Below are 18,539 nucleotides of genomic sequence, written 5' to 3' on the forward strand. Positions count from 1 at the left end.
CGATGAGAAAAGGACAGCCTGGCAGCATCCCGAGGATGGTGCAGGGCTGTCCTTTTTTCGCTATACGAGATCTTTCCCTTTCTTGCCCGTCAGGTGCTCGATCTTCAGCTCGACCATGTTGAAGGCTGGCCAATGCTTTTTGATCTCCTCATCACAGGCTTCGGGATGGCCGGGATAGTAAGCCTCGCCGAGAAATTCCGCCGCTTCTCGCTTTTCCTCGTCGCTCTTGAGGACGCGCAGCCTGCCGAAGGCGATGACGCTGCGGTATTGCGTCAGAAAGCGGTGCGGCACGACCTTGTCCTCGGCAATGATGCAGAACGACGCCTTGTCACATCGCTCAATCGCCGTCATCTTGTGGCCGACGCGTGCCGTGTGAAAGAGCAGGCGTTACTTTTCCTCGTCGTAGGCGAAGCTCATGGGCACGGCATAGGGATAGCCGTTTTCGCCCGCGAGCGCGAGCACGCCCGAGGTTGCTGCCGCGAGGATGTCGCGGGCTTCTTCATCACTCATCTGTTGATTCTTGCGGCGCATTTCTCTGAACATGGCAATCGTCTCCTTTTGAGGAAGCATGGAGAAAAGCCGTGCTTCCTTGTGCAGCCTTGTTTTATGCGAACTTGGTCAGGGGGCTAAGGCGCTTCATTCTCGCCCAAAACTTGACAACACCCCTACCATATAGCTTACAATGAAAGTCCAAGAAGTCAAGCCCGAAGGGCGCAGGCTGATTGGCTCTTTCATGTAAGGGCGTGCGCACCATGTCCACGAAGTGGACGTTTGTGCGTTAAGTTTACAATGAAAGTCCAAGAAGTCAAGCCCAAAGGGCGCAGGCTGATTGGCTCTTTCATGTAAGGGCGTGCGCACCATGTCCACGAAGTGGACGTTTGTGCGTTAAGCTTACAATGAAAGTCCAAGAAGTCAAGCCCAAAGGGCGCAGGCTGATTGGCTCTTCTGGTCAAGCTGCAAAAGGAGAATTTCATGAACACATTGGCAAAGCATTTCAGCCTCGGCGGTCTTTTGCGCTTCGCTGCGCCCGCCGTCGGCATGATGCTCGTCATTTCTATCTATACGGTGACGGACGGCATCTTCATCGGGCGCTATGCGGGAAGCCTCGCGCTCGCTGCATCGAATATCGTCTATCCTGCGCTGAATCTCGTATTTGGGCTTTCCATCATGCTTTCTTCGGGCGGCTCGGCGCTCGTTGCCAAGACGCTGGGCGAGGGCGATGCGGCATTGGCGAGAAGCCGCTTCACGCTGCTCGTCGTTGTTGGTGCAGCGCTCGGCATATTGCTCGCAGGCACGGTGTTCCTTTTCATGGAGTCTATTTTGGCGCTTCTCGGCGCTTCACCCGAGCTTTATGCCGACTGCCGCGCGTATCTCTCGGCGAATATGTTCTTCGCGCCGTTTGTCGTTCTGATGATTATATTCAACGCTTTTTATATTGCGGATGGCCGCCCCGTGCAGGGATTTCTCGTATCATTGACAGCGGGACTTGTCAATGTTGGACTCGACTATGTGTTTCTCGCGCACTTCGGCATGGGCATCTTCGGTGCGGGCCTTGCGACGGGCATCTCGGATGTCGTCGCGGCGGTCTTGGGTCTCGTTTACTTTTCGCGCTACAGCCGCACGCTCGCGTTCGAGCGGTTTTCCTTCGCTGTGCGTCCGCTTTTCCAGGCACTTTACAACGGCTCTTCCGAGATGGTCACGCAGCTTTCCGTAGGTATTACGACGTATCTCTTTAACCTCGTGACATTCTCCTATGCAGGAGCGGACGGCGTCGCGGCGATCAGTGTCATCCTCTATGCGGAAATGCTCCTGACGGCAATACTCATGGGTTTCGCCAATGGCGTCGCACCTGTATTTTCCTACCAATTCGGCGCGAAAGGATATGCCGAGCTTCTGCGCCTTCTGCGGCTGTCGCTTGGCATTATCTTTCTCTTCGGAATTTTGTCCTTTGCGGCGGCAAATATATTCGCCGTACCGCTGATGACGCTGTTTCTGCCGGATGGAGGACGTGCCTATGCGCTGGCTCTCGGCGGCTTCGGGCTGTTCTCGTGGAGCTTTTTGCTCTGCGGTTTCAACCTTTTCTCCTCGACCTTTTTCACGGCGTTGTCGGACGGCAGGATGTCGGCAATCCTGTCCTTTGTGCGCAATCTCGTCGGCATCGTGGTGTTCCTGCTGCTCCTGCCGCACTTTTTCGGCCTTGACGGCGCATGGCTCGCCGTTCCTGCGGCAGATGCGGCCGCCGTACTGCTTTCCTTCCGCCAGCTTTGGGGGGCGGCGCGTTCCTTTCGCGAGGACAAGGCGGCGGGCGCTGTGATTTTGGAGCGTTGAGAGGTATGTGTGCGAAAATGAAAGTTTCGAGAAATATCGGGAAGCATGCTGCGTGCTTTTTGGCTGCGGTCGGCGTGTTTCTCGGCGGGGCGGATTTGACGGCTGCTAAAGCGGGAACGACTGCCGCGGCAGTGTTGTCCGTGACAGATGCGGCGGCAGTTTCCGCTCAGCCTGCATTGAAGGCGGAGCTGGCGGACGATGTGCGGGGGCAGACTGAGGAAGATGCATCGCCCGACTATGGCATGGCGCTCGGCGCTCCCTACGATGACGCCGGCTTCTGGTGCGATGCGGCAGGCGATCGCCTCCTTGGCACGGCGGAGGACGTGGCACGTCTCAACGAGGAGCTGCACGCGAATCAGCCGAGTCTCGTTTCTCTGGCGGAATTGCCGCGTGCCGTATCGAGGCGGCAGCTCCGACACTGGATGGAAGAAGCCGCGCCCGAGCGCGAAGATTGGTACGCGCCGACAGAGCCGCTTTCGGCTGAGGCGTATCAGGCGACTGTCGAAAACTGCGCGGCGGACAGGCTGCCGCTCCGCAATCCTCTGCGCTATGGAATCTGCGTGCGCCGCGCCGACTTGCGCTGTTTACCGACCGAGGAGGCTTGGCTCGATGCGCCCGACGATGTCCATTACGACATCCTGCAGGCGACCGCCGTCGATCCCGCTGAGCCGCTTGCCGTTTGGAGCGAGAGCGCAGACGGCAAGTTCCTCTTCGTTTCCATGCGCTATTATCGCGGCTGGCTGGCGAGGGGGGCGGTCGCCTTGACAACGCGCGAGACGTGGCTCGCCTATGTGCAGCCCGAAGATTTCCTCGTCGTCACGCAAAATCGCTACGAAACGCCCGAGGAGGCAGGCGGGCAGGTCTATCAGCTCGGCAGCCGCATTCCGCTCGTGCAGCAGGGCGGAGCGCATCTCGCGCGTCTGCCGCAGCGTGCGGCGGACGGCAGTCTCCAAGAAATGCTTGTGCCGCTTCCGTACAGCGAGAGAGCGAGCCTTGCTGTGGAGGACGCGGGCGACATGGAAGCCGCCGCGCTCCATCACGGCAGCCTGCCCTATACGGCGAACAATCTGCGCCGCGCGGCTTTCGCGTGTCTCGGCGACGTCTATGGTTGGGGCGGGCAGGATGAGAGCGTCGACTGCTCCTCGTTCGTCGCCGATGTCTACCGCATGGTCGGCATCGAACTGCCGCGCGACGCCGATGAGCAGGAGGAGGCGTTTCTGCGAGCGAGTGCCCATGTGGGCGATGCACAGAATGCGGCGCACGGTGCGCGGGGAAAGGCTGCGGCATTCGGGGTGCGTCGGCGCGGCACGGAAGATGCCGCGCCGCACATCTTTTTCACGCCGCTCGACGATCTTACGCCCGAGGAGCGAACCGAAGCGCTTCTCGCCGCACCGCCTGCGAGCCTTCTCTTTCGCCCCGGCCATGTGATGCTCACGCTCGGCTCGGTCGATGGCAAGACGTATGTCATACATTCCTTGAGCGGCTGCTGGGAAAAGACGCAGGAAGGCCTCAAGCGTTGCCGCATCCGCCGCGTGCTCGTCAGCGACGCCTACTTTTTGACGAGCACGGAAGGCAGGAATCTCGACGATTGCACAGGGGTGGGCAGTTTCCGATAAGGCATGGTGCGCCAGGTTTCGATGCCCGGCGCATTTTTTGTGCAAGATATAGATGGAATGTTCTGAGGTTGAAATAAGGAGGAGAAAAAGAGTATCTTATTTCATTTTGATTGTAAAAGTGAAATAAGACGCATATTGGCCGCACGACATATCTTGACGGTCACGGGCAAGGGAAATGGCGCGCTAAGACTATCAGAGGAGTCTTCGTTATAATTTTTTGAGCATTTTCCTGACGGGTAAATTTTTACCCATCGCTTATGCTATAATGACATTACGAGATGAAAAGGGACATAGAAAGTATCACCAGGGAGGATGCCAATGAATGTTTATGCCGGAGACAATAAGAAAATGCTCAATATGTTGATACTGGAGATACTGAAGGAATACACAGATACCGAGCATAGGCTTACGCAGCAGGAAATCATCGACCTTCTCAAACTGAACTACGGTGCGGAGTGTGATAGGCGTTCCATTCGCAACAATATCCGCTCTCTCAAGGACATGGGCTACGAAATCGCCACGGAGCGTGGCTGCTATCTGGTAGAGCGGGATTTTGAGAATGCGGAACTGCGGATGTTGATTGACAGCGTTCTCTTTTCGAAAAACTTGTCGGGAGCGCAAGCCCAGCGGCTCGTCAAAAAACTAAAGGGCTGCGGCAATCGTTACTTTCACGCCAAGGTTTCTCATGTGTCGAACTTGCCTGAAATGTTCCATTCCGACAACAAACAAGTCATGGTAGTCTTAGATACACTAAACGATGCCATAGAGGAAAAGAAGAAGGTCAGCTTCATCTATAACTGCTACGGCACAGACTTCAAACTTCATCCAAGACGCGATGAGCCGTACATCGTGAATCCTTACTATATGGTTGCCAACAACGGGCGCTACTATCTTATCGGCAATTACGACAAATACGATGACCTGTCCCACTACCGCATTGACCGCATAACTTCGGTCACCATGCTCTCGGAGCAGGTCAAACCGAAAAAGGATGTCAGGGAACTTGCCAGAGGTTGGAGCCTCCCCAAGCACATGGCAGAACATATCTACATGTACAGCGGCGATAGCGTGATGGTGAAATTCATCGCCGACACGGATTTGATGGACGAACTGATCGATTGGTTTGGTAGGGATTTTTACATCAAGAAAGAGACTGAAAATAAAATGCTTGTGACGCTTAAATGTAACGAACGGGCGATGAAATATTGGGCATTGCAATACGGTGGGCATATTGAAATCAAAGAGCCGCAAAGTTTGCGTGAGGCCGTCAAGGCGACAGTTTTGGATATGGCGAAGAAATACGCCAAAGGATAAGAATGAGCGAAGGGAGTGATAGCCATGTATGGAGCGATTTTAGGTGACATAATCGGTTCGCCTTACGAATCTGACAGGGGAGAAAAAATCAAGGCATTTCCCTTGTTCATAGAAAAATCTCGTTTCACCGATGACACCGTTATGACCGTAGCCGTAGCGGATGCCCTGATCTATGCGGACAAAGATGCCGAGGAGGAGAAAATTTGCGCGGCGGTTGTTTCCTCCATGCAGCATTGGGGGGGAAAATATCCCAAAGCAGGATATGGCGGCAAATTCCGTGAGTGGCTAAAGAAAAAGGTGCCGAAACCTTATGGCAGTTTTGGCAACGGCTCGGCAATGAGAGTATCTCCCGTAGGTTGGCTTTACAGCTCTATAGAGCGTACGAGAGAAGTTGCTCGTTGGACCGCAGAGGTTACACATAATCACTCCGAAGGGATCAAGGGCGCAGAGTCTGTGGCGAGCGCCATCTATCTCGCACGGACGGGAGAATCCAAAGCAACCATCAAAAAGTATATCGAGGAGGAGTTCGGCTATTATCTCTCCCGCACATTGAAGGAAATTCGCCCCACCTACCAGATGGATGTGACTTGCCAAGGTTCAGTGCCGGAGGCCATCATTTCCTTCTTGGAATCTACGGATTTTGAAGATGCGGTGCGAAATGCCGTCTCCATCGGCGGCGATACGGATACCACAGCTTGCATTGCCGGAAGCATTGCCGAGGCTTACTATGGGCTTACGCCGACCTTGGAAGAAGAGTGCTTTGAGCGTATCCCTGAAAAAATGAAATCCGTACTGCACCACTTTGACCGTACAAGAGGGAAGGCAATACTGGGCGAACCTATCATCGAAGCCGCAATTCTTCGTTATCATAAAGACAGATCCCCTGAAAATGAGGCGGCTGTTTTGGAGGCAATTTATATGCGCATGAAAGACGGTGGCTCTTTCCTGCTCTCACCAAGCGAAGTACGGGTATTTGACGAATGTGTCGCAAAGGGTGATTGTGAAGGCACAATAGGTATCGAAGCCTATACCTCGGACAGAGAATTTTTCATGGGGCTGGATGAGGAAGACGAAAATGACGATTACATCACGGAGGTGAAAATTTACGATTTACTCTCCTTTATTTCTAAGGGAACAGACAAGGAAGTGGGCATTGACATCAACTACGACAAAAAGTTCTATCTGAACCGCGACATGGCAAAATCAATTTTAGCAAAAAGTAAAGAGACAGTTGCTCATCAGAGAAGGATGTATATCCTCATGTCGGATAAGATATCCATTTCGTCTAAAGATTTAAGTCCTAAATTCATCTCCGGGGTTAGATTTTGCTTCGTGTGCACCTACGATATCTATAACAATTACTGCGAGCTCTATCATCGTAACGGCAAAATTTACCGTTATGATATTTCCGGCGATCATAAGAACATGGAAAAGATTTGTCAGGTTTTCCCTGCGCTCAAGAAATTTCATGAGAGTAGCGGTCAAAATGATAAACTGGATGAATGGGAGTGGAACTACTACGAATTGGGAGCATGGATCTTTGCTCACTCTGAAGTGCAAAAAGCGTATAAAATGCGTACGGGATATACCGACTATTTGACATGGAGTCCAGATGATGCCTATATGACGATACAGGATTTGTTGGAAGAAGAAGGGGTACACGATAACCGATGAAGAGGTGAAGGATTATATGATCAGAATGAATAAAGAGAAAAAGTATCATGATTTGGTGAAAAAATCGCAGGATGAATATCGTAACCATCCCGAGGAGCATAAGAATACCAGAATTGTTTTGCAGGCTGCCCCCGAAGGATTTTGCGAGGAGATCAATCTCTACACTTATTGGCAGGGGTTTGGTTACGCTCAAGGCATACCCGAGATTAAATATCTTTTGGTGGCGCAGGATTGGGGCAATCTAAGCGTCATGAAGAAGGGAACTGCAGAGAGAATCAAAGCCATGAACCAAGGGGAAAAGGATGTAAACTATCTGGACAAAAAATCCCTCGATTTTGAGACAGATGCGAACTTGATAGAGTTATTCAAAGTATTGGGGTACGATTCTATTGCAAATACAAGGTATGCGGATCTCTTTTTCACTAATTTTTGTTTGGGATACCGAGCCGGAAAAGAAAGCGGTGGAATGACTAAGACTTTGATGATGAAGGATAGCGGCTTTTTCAAGGAACTCTGTGATATTTTGGAGCCGGAAAACATTCTTTGCTTGGGTCAACTAACTTTTAAATGCGTTTACGAAACGCTGACCGGCGAGAAAATATCTTCCCTTAAGGGTTTCAAGGACGGCTATAACACTTTTATAAAACAGGATGAGCCTATAAGAGCCACGTGCGGCAGAGTGACTGCAAACATCTATCCCTTGGCACATTGTGGGAGCATGGGTACGATGAACCGAAATAGAACCCTCAAGGATGACCCTCGGGTGAAAAAAGATGCTTTGTTCTTGCAGAAAGGGGATTGGGAGAGAATTAAGACAAGAGGGTGAATTGGGAGATGTCCTTCGATACGGCAGCGGCGGCAATCAAGCGCTGGGCAAATGCGAAATCTTGGCAGAAATAAGCGAGAGAAGAAGAAGTCGCATCTTCTCACCGCAGAAAATTGCGCCAGATCGTAAAAGCTGCGAAGACGATGAGGAGGAAGAAAACGAAGAGGCGAGGCGGTTCTTTTCTTTCGCCGTGCAGAATCCAATGGAGATCGTCGCGCAGGAGAAAGATGCACAGAATCGGGCCTACAATGAATATGGCTTCATTCGCATGGAAGGCGGCAGCGAGGTCGCCTTCGGAGAGCGAGAGCATCAATCGAGTGATGCCGCAGCCGGGGCAGTCGAGTCCTGTCATGGCGTGGAAAGGGCATGGCAGGCTGAGTCCCGTCGTGCGGCAGAAGATGAGATAGGCGACGCCGACGGCGAGGAGCAGGACGTAGCGTCGGAAAACGATCTTGGCGCGTGTTCGCTGCTCGGCGGCAAGCCATCTTGCCACTCCTTTTGCATTGCCTGTGATGTTTTTTGCGGCAAAAAGAAACCGCCCGAAAACGGACGGCTTCTTTCTTTTCGTATCGTTCATGATTTAGAAGGCCTGTGATGCGCCGCCATCGTGGTCGATACATACATTAAGCGAGCTTTGAATCAGCGCGAGACTGACTGGCCAAGAGCAGAAGAGGGCGAGGGCGAGATAGATGAAAGGGAGGTTGTTGTCAACCATCATATTGCGGACTTGTTGTGCCGAGATGATGTTCTCACCCATTTTATAAAACCAATAAAAACCATAGATACTGCAGGTGAGGATTGTGAAGAGGACAACCTTGCCGCCAGAAGCCGTAGTGCGCTGTCCAGTCATGGTATAGGCGTCTTCTGTGAGTGCATAGAGCCAGTAAAGACCATAGATGCCGCCGGTAAGTACAGTGAAGACGACAGCGAGCGGAATCGTTCGTTTTGTCATGAATATCATCCTTTCTGTCGAGAGGCAGGAGGGTTCTTTTATTTCGGTTGCGTTCATGTAAGCGGCTTTTGCAGAGATACGGGAGAATCCGTTTGCGTATGGATGAATTCGGTTGGGAAAGCAGGGGTGACATTTCCTCGCTGGAGCAGGAAATCGTTGAGCGATAGCTGCAGGAAGGAGACTGTGAAACCATAGGTACGCAGGAGCGCCATGAGCAGGTAAACGAGAGTCGGATTTCTGTCCTTGCGTTCGTACACGGCCCAGAGAACACCGCAGGACAGGGCGGATTGAATGAATACGATCCAGAAAAAGACGATAATCAGCACGATACCCATGAAGAAGATGGCGAAGAATACATCGTTGTTTCTGCTTAAGGCGGAGTGCATTGGTGCGGCTTCAGCAAAGATTGTGAGGACGATTTGCCAAGTATAGCCCATGGTCATGAAGAAGATGCTGACAATCGTCATAATAATCGTTGTGAGGCGATATGTTTCGTTGCTGACTGAGTCATCGGAAAGCCCGTTCATACGGCGCAGTTCAACGAGTTCTTCACCAATCTTGTAAAGCCAGTAATAAAAGTATATGGTAAAGGTGAGGAGCGTATAGAGTACGGCCGTGCCGCCGTCCACGGTGCGCGGCTTGCCCGAAAGAGCGTGGATCTCGTTCGTCAGCTTGTACATCCAGTAAAGTCCGTAGATGCCGCAGGTGATGACGGTCAGGACAATGGAGAGCGCGATGTCGCGTTTCTGTATCTGCATGAAAACCTCCTTGCTAGATCTTAGCCTTTCCTAAAGATTTCTCTTTTACGAGAGAAGCTCCATGGGGCAGATGCCTCATGGAGCTTCTTCTTCAGCGCACGCGTGCGGCGGGTTCTTCCTTCTCCTCCTCGGGGAAGACGACGCCCTGCACCTGTACGTTCGTCTCGACGACCTTGAGCCCTGTCATGGACTCGATGGCGCGGCGCACGTTCTTCTGCACATCGGTCGCGACGTGGCGGATGTCGACGCCGTAGGTCACGACGATGGAAAGATCGACGGCGGCTTCCTGCTCGCCGACTTCAACCTTAACGCCCTTCGAGAAATTCCTGCGGCCAAGCATCTCGGCGATGCCGCCGATGAGACCGCCGCTCATTCCTGCGACGCCGTCGACATCCATCGCCGCGAGTCCCGCGATGACGCTGACGACTTCATCGGCGACGCGGATCGAGCCGAGTCCTTCGTTGCTCGTCATGAGCGGAGCTGTATCTTCTGCCATAGTGAGAACCTCCTTGCTTACCATTAAACTACATGCACAAACGTCCACAGAGTGGGCATTGTGCGCCGCCCTTACAGAAGCCTAGCCGATCAGTCTGCGCCTTCAGCTTGATCTCTCGTGACTTCATGGTAAAAGCTTCTTCAACATCTCTGCTATTTCAGTATAACAGAAAATGACATGCGTGGCAATGATATCGGTTTGTCAGATGTTAGAGTGAAGCAGCTGCTCTTTGGGCGATTCGCTGAAAGAGAGCAATCGTCTCTTGGCGGTCGCGGCAGTTTTCGTCCATGACGACGAGGATCAGGTCGCCCGCGTCGCTCCAAGCGATGCCGCCGTCGGCGTAGACGCCCGTGATTTCGCCCGTCTTGTTCGCGACGAGGAAGACGGGGAGCGCCGAGGGCAGACAGTCCTTGTCCTTCTGGCGCGAGAGGATCTGCAGCATCTTTTTGTCGTGCTCGTAGTCGACACATTCGCCGCGGTAGATGAGCGAAAGGAGCGTGCCGATGTCCTTGACGCTGGAGAGGTTCGGCCGGCCTTGGTTGGAGAGCATCATCTTGTGCTGCAGGCACGTGTCTGCGTAGCCTTTCTGGCGGATGTAGCCGTCGATGTTCTCAATGCCGAGGCGGTCAATAAGGATGTTCGTCGCAGTATTGTCGCTGTCCGTGATCATGCGCTCTAAGAGCTGCTCGATCGTGAGCTGCTTGCCCCTGTCGTACCAGCTGAGCTGCCCGGCGCCGCCGACGATGTTCGTCTCGGTGATGGAGAGCGGTTCAGCAAGGGAGAGTGTTCCGTCTTTCGCTTGCTGCATGGCGTAGGCAAGAATGAAGAGCTTGATCATGCTCGCAGGCTGCATGGCGTGCGATTGGTAGAGAAGCGGCTCTTTTTCTTCGCGCGGACGTAGCAGGAAGATCGAGCAGTCGGGAGATTTTTTGGCGAGGATGGCGGAGAAGTCGGCGCGCAGCGCTTCCTGGTCGCTGCCGCGTTCGGCGAGCTTCGGCACAGGTGGCACGCTCTTAGCTGCAGCCGAAGAATCCTGCTGCACGCTGCGTTCCGCCGCCTCCGCCTCGCCGCCCCTTTGCTTGGCGCGCACGGCGCTCGTAAGGCTCTGCCAATGCTCTTGCAGTTCTTTTTGAGCAGCGTCGCTGCCATCGAGAAGGGCGACGAGGAACGGCGAGGGCTTGTCCGGGTTCTGCTTCTGCCACATGTATTCGGCGACGCCGAGGCAGAGGGCAGTTTGTACGAGGATGAGCAAGGTGGTGCAGAGCATCGCTTTTTTCAGCCACGAGGAGGATTTCTTCGGCGTCTTTTTATCCGCGTGGAGACGATCGAGCTTCCTTTGCAGTTCTGCACGTTCGCCGGCTTTTCCCGATTTTTGCGTGCGCTTCTTTACCACGGCTGCGCCGTCCGCGGCGTCATGACGCCGAAGGTGAAGCCTGCGCCCTGCAGCATGTCGATGATGGCGGGCAGCGCCTCGACCGTCGTTTCCTTGCCGTCCTTGCTGTGCATGAGGACGATGGCGCCGCGATCCTTGGGCCGGTTGGCGCAGGTGTAGCTGATCGAGCCGAGGATTTTCTGCACGCTGACGTTGTTGCCCGTTGCGTCTTCGCTGCTGACGTTCCAGTCGTGGTTCACATAGCCGTTTTCCTTGAGCATGGCGCTGTAGCCGGGCTTGAACATGCTGGCGGCGCCGCCCGGGGCGCGGATGATGAGCGGACGTACGCCGAGAATGTTGTAGATCACTTCATCGGTGTGGACGATCTCTTCGAGGAAGTTTTCCTTGTTCGGATAGAGAATGTCGTAGCGGTGGCTGTAGCTGTGGTTGCCGATGGCATGGCCTTCGGCGAAGATGCGCTTGAGAACGTCGGGGTGCGCTTCTGCCATGCTGCCGATGACATAGAAGGTGGCGTGTATGCCGCGCTCCTTTAGGATGTCGAGGATGGCAGGCGTGTTCTTCGCGTCGGGGCCGTCGTCAAAGGTCAGGTAGGCGACATTGGGCATCGTATAGGGGATAAGGTCCGGCATCTCGGTGGGAAGCCCCTTTTCGCGGCGCTCGGCGAGCGTATAGATGTCGTAGACGGGCGTCTGCGCGTCGGTGATCTGGAGGTTGCTGAAGTCGTCACTGACGACGACGTAGTTGCCGCTCGGCGGCGTCTTTTTCGCAGGGTCAGCTGCGGGAGCGCCGCTGTCCGTTGTCTGTGCCGTCGAGGATTCCGCAGCGTTGTCTTCCGTATGAAGCTCACTCCATGCGATGCGCCAGCCCGCGATGCAGGCAATCATGAGGCAAGCGATGAGCACGAACATCTTCGCGTGGCGGTTTTGCAGGAAGTTCTTGCCGCTGGTGTTCTCCGTATTCTTTTGCAAGACAAAATCATCCTTTCCGTATGTTCCGTGATTTCTTACATTCCGTTTTGCCGTCTTGGCGTATCTTTCATCCTTTGCTGAGGCGGCGGAGTTCTTCGAGAAGCTGCTTCATGTCCTCGTCCGTGCCGATGGTGATGCGCAGGTGTTCGTCGATGCGCGGTTTTTTGAAGTAGCGCACATAGATGCCGCGCTTTCGCAGCCCTTCGAAGAGCGTTTGCGCCGGGATGTCGGGATTTCGCGCGAAGAGGAAGTTTGTCTTCGATTCCGTGACGGAAAAGCCAAGCTTTTGAAGAGACGCCTTCGTTTCCTCGCGCGTCTTGATGATTTTTTCAAGCGTTTCCTGAAAGTAGCCTTCGTCCTCGATAGCGGCTTTTCCTGCGGCGAGAGAGAGCGTCGTCATCGTGTAGGAGTTGATCGACGCCTTGACGTCCTCCAGGGCACGGATGAGCCGCTTTGATGCGAAGGCGTAGCCGATGCGCATGCCGGCGAGAGCGCGCGATTTCGACATCGTGCGCACGACGACGAGGTTCTCGTATTTCTTGAGCAGCGGGAGCGCTGTTTCTGCGCCGAAATCGACGTAGGCCTCATCGACGATGACGACGGATTCGGGATTCGTCGCGAGGATCTCTTCAACGCCTGAGAGGGGAAGCGCAAGTCCCGTCGGCGCGTTGGGGTTTGCGAAGATGACGCCGCCGTTTTGACGCGCGTAGTCTTCGGGGCGGAGCGTGAAGTCCGTGGCGAGCGGCACGGTCTCGTAGGGAATGGCGTAAAGCTCGGCCCAGACATCGTAGAAGGAGTAGGTAATGTCGGGGAAGAGCACGGGCTTTTGCCCGGCAAAGAACGTGAGGAAGGCAAGCGCGAGCACGTCGTCGGAACCGACGCCGATGAAGACTTCGTCCGGCTTGACCGCGTAATGCGCGGCGATCGCTTCCTTCAAAGTGTGGCAGTCCGGTTCGGGGTAGAGGCGCAGGCGGCCTGCATCGCAGGTGGCGATGGCTTCGGCGACGCGCGGCGAGGGCGCGTAGGGGCATTCGTTCGTGTTCAGTTTGATGACCTTGCCCGCAGGCTGCTCGCCGGGGACGTAGGGGGTGACGTGGCGGATGTTATCGTATAGGCTCATGGCTTTCCCTCGTTTTCATTATGCTATAAGCGGTTTCTTAAGGTATATTTCCTATTCTACGTCCTTTTGGCTCGAAGGGCAAGGGGGCGGCAGGAAAGCGGCGGCTTTTGCCGAAAATTTCTTTAGGGTAAAGAGGGGATTTTCCGCGTGTTTGACGGAAGGAGAGAAAGTCATGACGGAAGATGGAAAAGTGCGTGAAAAGGAGCGCATTGAGCGTACGCTTGAAGCGTTTCGCCGCAATCGTTACGACGTATCCCTGTTTCAGACGAAGGAGGAGGCGGCAGATTACCTCGCGCGGGAGATCGCAGGAAAGCGCGTGGGCTTTGGCGACTCGGAGACGCTGCGAGCGCTGAGGCTCTACGAGAAACTCAGCGTGAAAAACGAGGTCATAGATCCTGCGAGGAGCGGTCACATCGGCGGTTTGGAGGCTTTCCTCGCGGCAGGCAGGGAGGCGCTGATGACCGATGTCTTCCTATTGTCGGCGAACGCCATCACGGAGGCGGGGCAGATCGTCAACATGGACGGCGCGGGAAACCGCATAGCAGGTTCTCTCTTTGGTCATGAGAAGACGTATTTCGTCTGCGGCGTGAACAAGCTCGTCAAGGATGTGGAGGCGGCAATCGAGCGCATCCACGCCATTGCCGCGCCGCAAAATGCAGCGAGGAAGAAAAAGCGCACGCCGTGCGCTGCAAAGGGCGACAGGTGCTACGACTGTACAAGCCCCGAGCGCATCTGCAACGCACTGACGATCCACTACAAGAAGATGAGCTATCGACCGATGGAACTGGTTTTGATTGAGGAGTGTTTGGGGTTGTGAGGTGTTGATGATGAGAAAAAATATAGATTTTATATGGGATTGAATTACCCTGTGGTGATAGAGCGAATCTCAGAAGAAGATGGTGGCGGTTTTTTTGCATCGATTTCGCTTTTGCCAGGGTGCATGAGCGACGGAGGAACGCTGGAAGAGGCTTATGACAATATTGAGGACGCAAAAAAAGAATGGCTGATGAGCATGTTGGAGCGCAAGATGAACATACCGGAGCCGGCGGATCAGGAAGAGTTCAGTGGCAAGTTTCTCATACGCCTTCCAAAATCACTGCATAGAACTTTGGCGCAAATATCTAAAAGGGAGGGCGTCAGTCTCAATCAATATGTTGCAAATGCGTTGGCGTATAGTGCAGGGCAGAAGGCCTGACAAAAGAGCTGCCGCACGAAGACGTGCAGTCTTCATGCGGCAGCTCTTTCGGTGTCCAGTTTATGCTAGGTAACGTCATCTGGCAATATTGATAATTTTTCGCTCAGGTGCACCATCAGGCAATAACTTGGTATTGGTCTCATCGGCTGTATAGAATAAGATGCGGCAATGCTTCAGTATATTATTTCTTGAAAATATGATTTTAGTATCGTTGATATTTGGATTTACGCCAACATCAACGAAACGAACTGTGGTCAATGCATAGGATTCACCGTAATTCCGATTTACTTCCTTGGCAATCTTGATGTATGTTTGATCAGGTACATTGGGTGGCATATATACATACATTTCGTAATGTGTCAGTCTTCCATCGCCCATAAAATGCGAGTCTATGATATGATAATCGAGAGAGGCGTCCTTCTCATAAATCTTATCGAGGAATTTTCCTTCGATGACGGATTCCACTTTTCCGTCCCGTGGTACAGGCGAATTTCCCGCAATGAATCTGGATTCCCTCGGTTCTAGGTCTAAATCAATCCAGCTGTTTTTTGCACTATCGGTAATCGAGCTATTTGAAATCTTTATGCGGCCTTTGAATCGCTGGTTCGAAGAGTTTTCGATTCTGGCATACCATGCTTGCTTGTCGTGATCTTTTGGAGTCGGTATATATACAGTTTGAATGATGGTTTTTCTGATGGAATCGTTGGGAATGTTTTTGGCATCTTGGTGGGCAGTCTTTTCTTGTTGCTGCGGCACCTTTGGTTGTTGTGCATTTTGTTGCTGCGTATGTCGTGGGAGAGTGATGCTAGTAAGGAGGTGCAGAACAAAAAACAAGAAAATGCAAAGGAACGTAGTTGCTTTATAGTATTTAGGGAACTTTAATTCGCGGCGTCTGTAGGTTTCTTTCATCATCGCTGCACTAAAAAGAGGATAACCGTCCATATCCTTGAAAGCACCGTTGTAAAGCTGATAGAAATCGTATAGAGTACCCAGAAAGAAAAGTCCACCAGAAAAGAGATAGAGTGTACCGCTCTTCCAGTTTCCAACATAGAAACGATGAAATCCGGCAAAGCCGATAAATCCCAGCGAGCAAAGAATCATAGCGATGGTTCGGCTTTGCGCGGAAACGTAGTAATAGGAGCTCCTTGATTGATAGTCTTTGTCGATGATGATTTTTACGCCGCATTTAGGGCAGAACTTCATATGGTCCTCAATATCGTTTCCGCAGTTTCGGCAGTACATGGGGGTACCTCCTTTTGTGGAAAAAAGATGTTCTTAAACAAATGAAGTAATGATTTGGAACAGCAGAAAACCGATTCCCATGCCAAACAGCATTCCTGTCATAAAACGTTTGAAGTTTGTGGATTCATATTTTGCATAAAAGAGTTGAATGCTGCCGTCGACGGACATCGGCAGCATCCATAGGATTGCTGATGTTGCTGAGAGGCGGCAACCGAAGATAAGAAGAAAAATGACGGTGATTTCTCCGACAAAGATGCCCGTACATCTCGCACATAAGGGGAGTTGGTATCCGTAGGCAGAGAAACTTCTTGTCGGAATTTGATGGCATCCCCAATAGTGTCGGAAGAAAAGCATTGTCTTAATCCATAAAGCAATCTTTTTTTCCTCATTCATACTTTGAATTTTTGTCCACAGTGTTTACAGACCCAGAAATGTTCTGTATGCGTTTCACCGGCACGGTGCATACCGGCAGCAGCACCAACAGCCGTACCAGCTGCAATGCCGGTTGTTGCTGATAATTGCGCACACCCCAATCCAGTCATTAATGTTGTAGGAATTGTAACGAATAATGATAATGGTGAGCAACATAGCGCTGATGCTAGATTGCTGCATACCGCCACTGGCAACCCGAGAAGACCGCCAATACCACTTATGCCGCAGCAACCCGACGCAGTGGCCGATGAGCCTAAGAGCATCTTTTTCCCGTTGATGCCTTTTGCTTGTACGTCCGCCACGACCTGCAAATCGTGAGACCCACATTGCGGGCAAGTGATGCCGGCGAAGGGAATGGTTTCGGCTGGCATAGCGCCTTCTTTCACTTGTGTGCGGCAGTATTGGCAGAAATTTGAATCGTCAGGGATGCGTTTTCCGCAATTTCTACAATTCATGGAGACACCACTTTCATCGAATTTAATTTATATTAGTATTGTATCGACTTATTATTTTTCGGTCAATAGTTGCAAAAAAAGTTGGTTCTCGGTATTTTCCAATATCGAGAACCAGATGCAAGCAGCTATTCGAGATACTCGATCTTTGCCTTGACGATGCGCCGGACGGAAGCGTCGAGGCGGTCTTTGGAGATCTCGCCGCTCTTCACGGCTTTCAAGAGGCCGTTGTAGACGGCGGTTTCGTGCGCGTAGTCGTGGCAGACGAGCACGAGGTCTGCGCCCGCCAGGATCGCTTCGACGCCCGCGCGGTCGAAGCCGTAGTGGCGGGAGATCGCGCCCATTTCAAGGTCGTCGGTCACGATGACGCCGTCGTAGGAGAGCTCTTCGCGGAGAAGACCCTGCAGGATGGCGGGCGAAAGGCTGGCAGGATTCTTGGCATCGAGCGCCGGGTACATCGTGTGCGTTGCCATGACGAACCAGCCGCCCGCTCCTTTCGCATTCTTTGCAGCGTTCCTCTTGCCGATCATCTCGCGAAACGGCACGAGGTCGCTCGCTTCGAGGGTGGCGCGGTCGGCGTGCACGGTGACCGTGTCTTCATGCGAGTCGCTCTCGCCGCGTCCGAGACCGGGGAAGTGTTTGATTGTCGCGAGAAGCCCGGCGTCGGAGTGACCTTCGAGGGCGGCGGCGACAAACTTTGTCGCGGTAGCGGCATCGTCGGCATAGGAGCGTCCGTCTGTCGCACCGAGGTCGGCAACGGGAGCGAAGTTCAGGTTGAAGCCCATCGCCTTGAGTCCGTGCGCCGTGTCGGCGGCATAGCGGTATGCCGCTTGGGGGTCGCCCGTGCGGCCGATTTCTGAGGCGGCGGGCGGCGGCGGGAATGCCTCCTTCATGCGAGCGACGGCGCCGCCTTCCTCGTCGATGGCCAGGAAAAGCGGCAGTCCTGCATCCAAGGCATTTTTCTGCAGAGAATCGTTCAGTGCACGCACCTGCTCTTGACTCTTCATATTGCGGTCGAAGAGGATGATGCCGCCGATATGATATTCCGAAAGCATGAAGCGGCTGTCCGCATCAAGCTCCGTTCCCTGTATGCCGATCATGAGGAGCTGCCCGACCTTCTCGGCGTCGCTCATCTTCTGTACGATGGCGGCCGCTTTTTCATCGAGCGAGAGGCCTTTTTGCGTATGGCTCTCGGCGGAATCTTTCGAGGCGGCATCGTCAGAGCGCGCAAGGCAGCTCGCGAGGAGCAGGCTGGTGCAGAAGATGGTCAGACAGAGGAGCAGAGGAACGAGAGAGGTTTTGCGGTTCACGCGATTTTTCATCATGGATAGTTTACTTGAGCAGCACGCTCGCATTCTCGAGCACCGCTTCGCCTGCTTGGCAGGCGGGGCAGAAGCAGATCTTGTTGCCGGCAGCTTTGAACTCTTCGGCCTTCTTTGCGAGGTTTGCAGCTTCTTCCGCACCGAAGATGCTTTTCGCTTCGTCGGACTGGAAGAAGGCGAGTGAGGCGTCGATGCTGGAGACGTCTTCCTTGAGAGCGGCGATGAGCTTTTCGGAGAGCCTCTTTTCCGCGTCCGTGCCGACGGCGGCGAGCCAGTCTTCGCCGAGCTTTCGGAGTCCTTCGTAGCAGCTCGGGGCGCTGACGATTTCTTTGACCTTTTCGATGAGGATTTGCTTGTCCATGAACAACATCCTTTCTTTTATCGTTGACATTGCCTATTACGACTATAGAAGAAATGGGGCAGAATTGCAAGCGGTTATTGACAAAGCGCG

General features: G+C 53.3%; 19 protein-coding genes and 1 pseudogene. 7 read left to right on the forward strand and 13 right to left on the reverse strand.

Annotated elements, in window-relative coordinates:
* Positions 1–60: 60 nt before the first annotated feature.
* Positions 61–543, reverse strand: a pseudogene (locus RWS31_RS05915) (pyridoxamine 5'-phosphate oxidase family protein).
* A gap of 429 nt (positions 544–972) precedes the next feature.
* Here RWS31_RS05915 and RWS31_RS05925 point away from each other — a divergent pair.
* The 5 genes from RWS31_RS05925 to RWS31_RS05945 all read left to right on the forward strand — a co-directional run bounded on the left by RWS31_RS05925 (position 973) and on the right by RWS31_RS05945 (position 7,758).
* A complete protein-coding gene (locus tag RWS31_RS05925) occupies positions 973–2,328 on the forward strand; it encodes an MATE family efflux transporter (RefSeq protein ID WP_314596674.1) in 1,356 nt (451 codons plus the stop codon).
* 17 nt (positions 2,329–2,345) lie between these two features.
* Positions 2,346–3,944: an SH3 domain-containing protein gene (locus tag RWS31_RS05930; protein ID WP_314596676.1), complete on the forward strand. Its 1,599-nt coding sequence runs from the start codon at positions 2,346–2,348 to the stop codon at positions 3,942–3,944.
* Positions 3,945–4,262: 318 nt separating this feature from the next.
* Positions 4,263–5,258: a helix-turn-helix transcriptional regulator gene (locus tag RWS31_RS05935; protein ID WP_399553740.1), complete on the forward strand. Its 996-nt coding sequence runs from the start codon at positions 4,263–4,265 to the stop codon at positions 5,256–5,258.
* A gap of 24 nt (positions 5,259–5,282) precedes the next feature.
* Positions 5,283–6,932 (forward strand): ADP-ribosylglycohydrolase family protein, encoded by a 1,650-nt coding sequence (locus RWS31_RS05940; protein ID WP_314596680.1) that lies wholly within the window; start codon positions 5,283–5,285, stop codon positions 6,930–6,932.
* A 16-nt stretch (positions 6,933–6,948) separates the two neighbouring features.
* Positions 6,949–7,758 (forward strand): hypothetical protein, encoded by an 810-nt coding sequence (locus RWS31_RS05945; protein WP_314596682.1) that lies wholly within the window; start codon positions 6,949–6,951, stop codon positions 7,756–7,758.
* Between the two features lie 100 nt (positions 7,759–7,858).
* Here the strand turns inward: RWS31_RS05945 and RWS31_RS05950 are convergent, their stop codons facing one another.
* From RWS31_RS05950 to hisC, 7 genes are all read right to left on the reverse strand, one after another.
* Positions 7,859–8,251 carry a DUF2752 domain-containing protein gene (locus tag RWS31_RS05950; protein WP_314596683.1) on the reverse strand — a complete coding sequence of 131 codons (393 nt, stop codon included), beginning with the start codon at positions 8,249–8,251 and terminating at the stop codon, positions 7,859–7,861.
* An 87-nt stretch (positions 8,252–8,338) separates the two neighbouring features.
* Complete coding sequence (locus RWS31_RS05955; RefSeq protein WP_314596686.1) at positions 8,339–8,710, reverse strand: DUF4234 domain-containing protein; 372 nt, start codon at positions 8,708–8,710, stop codon at positions 8,339–8,341.
* 53 nt (positions 8,711–8,763) lie between these two features.
* The gene (locus RWS31_RS05960; protein ID WP_314596687.1) at positions 8,764–9,468 is read right to left on the reverse strand and encodes a DUF4234 domain-containing protein; all 705 of its coding nucleotides are present in this window, start codon (positions 9,466–9,468) and stop codon (positions 8,764–8,766) included.
* Between the two features lie 91 nt (positions 9,469–9,559).
* Positions 9,560–9,964 (reverse strand): Asp23/Gls24 family envelope stress response protein, encoded by a 405-nt coding sequence (locus RWS31_RS05965; RefSeq protein WP_006193774.1) that lies wholly within the window; start codon positions 9,962–9,964, stop codon positions 9,560–9,562.
* Positions 9,965–10,172: 208 nt separating this feature from the next.
* Complete coding sequence (locus tag RWS31_RS05970) at positions 10,173–11,357, reverse strand: serine hydrolase (protein WP_314596690.1); 1,185 nt, start codon at positions 11,355–11,357, stop codon at positions 10,173–10,175.
* Positions 11,351–12,325, reverse strand: coding sequence for a polysaccharide deacetylase family protein (locus tag RWS31_RS05975; protein WP_314596691.1), 975 nt, complete (start codon positions 12,323–12,325; stop codon positions 11,351–11,353). The genes RWS31_RS05970 and RWS31_RS05975 overlap by 7 nt, the downstream gene beginning before the upstream one ends.
* Positions 12,326–12,392: 67 nt before the next feature.
* Complete coding sequence (gene hisC, locus RWS31_RS05980) at positions 12,393–13,445, reverse strand: histidinol-phosphate transaminase (RefSeq protein WP_314596693.1); 1,053 nt, start codon at positions 13,443–13,445, stop codon at positions 12,393–12,395.
* Between the two features lie 172 nt (positions 13,446–13,617).
* Between hisC and RWS31_RS05985 the strand changes: the two genes are divergently transcribed.
* Entirely contained in the window at positions 13,618–14,262 is a 645-nt protein-coding gene (locus RWS31_RS05985; protein ID WP_264919794.1) for a lactate utilization protein, read from the forward strand.
* Positions 14,263–14,295: 33 nt separating this feature from the next.
* Positions 14,296–14,640, forward strand: a complete 345-nt coding sequence (locus tag RWS31_RS05990; protein WP_314596696.1) for a toxin-antitoxin system HicB family antitoxin — start codon at positions 14,296–14,298, stop codon at positions 14,638–14,640.
* A gap of 75 nt (positions 14,641–14,715) precedes the next feature.
* Here the strand turns inward: RWS31_RS05990 and RWS31_RS05995 are convergent, their stop codons facing one another.
* From RWS31_RS05995 to RWS31_RS06015, 5 genes are all read right to left on the reverse strand, one after another.
* Positions 14,716–15,882: a TM2 domain-containing protein gene (locus tag RWS31_RS05995; RefSeq protein ID WP_314596698.1), complete on the reverse strand. Its 1,167-nt coding sequence runs from the start codon at positions 15,880–15,882 to the stop codon at positions 14,716–14,718.
* 33 nt (positions 15,883–15,915) lie between these two features.
* Complete coding sequence (locus tag RWS31_RS06000) at positions 15,916–16,275, reverse strand: DUF2085 domain-containing protein (RefSeq protein WP_314596700.1); 360 nt, start codon at positions 16,273–16,275, stop codon at positions 15,916–15,918.
* Positions 16,272–16,769 carry a zinc ribbon domain-containing protein gene (locus RWS31_RS06005; protein WP_314596702.1) on the reverse strand — a complete coding sequence of 166 codons (498 nt, stop codon included), beginning with the start codon at positions 16,767–16,769 and terminating at the stop codon, positions 16,272–16,274. The genes RWS31_RS06000 and RWS31_RS06005 overlap by 4 nt, the downstream gene beginning before the upstream one ends.
* Before the next feature lie 125 nt (positions 16,770–16,894).
* The gene (locus RWS31_RS06010; protein ID WP_314596703.1) at positions 16,895–18,091 is read right to left on the reverse strand and encodes a glycoside hydrolase family 3 protein; all 1,197 of its coding nucleotides are present in this window, start codon (positions 18,089–18,091) and stop codon (positions 16,895–16,897) included.
* 7 nt (positions 18,092–18,098) lie between these two features.
* A complete protein-coding gene (locus RWS31_RS06015; RefSeq protein WP_314596704.1) occupies positions 18,099–18,449 on the reverse strand; it encodes a heat-shock protein Hsp90 in 351 nt (116 codons plus the stop codon).
* Positions 18,450–18,539: the final 90 nt, after the last annotated feature.

Source organism: uncultured Selenomonas sp. (genome assembly GCF_963528755.1).
Lineage (GTDB): Bacteria > Bacillota > Negativicutes > Selenomonadales > Selenomonadaceae > Selenomonas.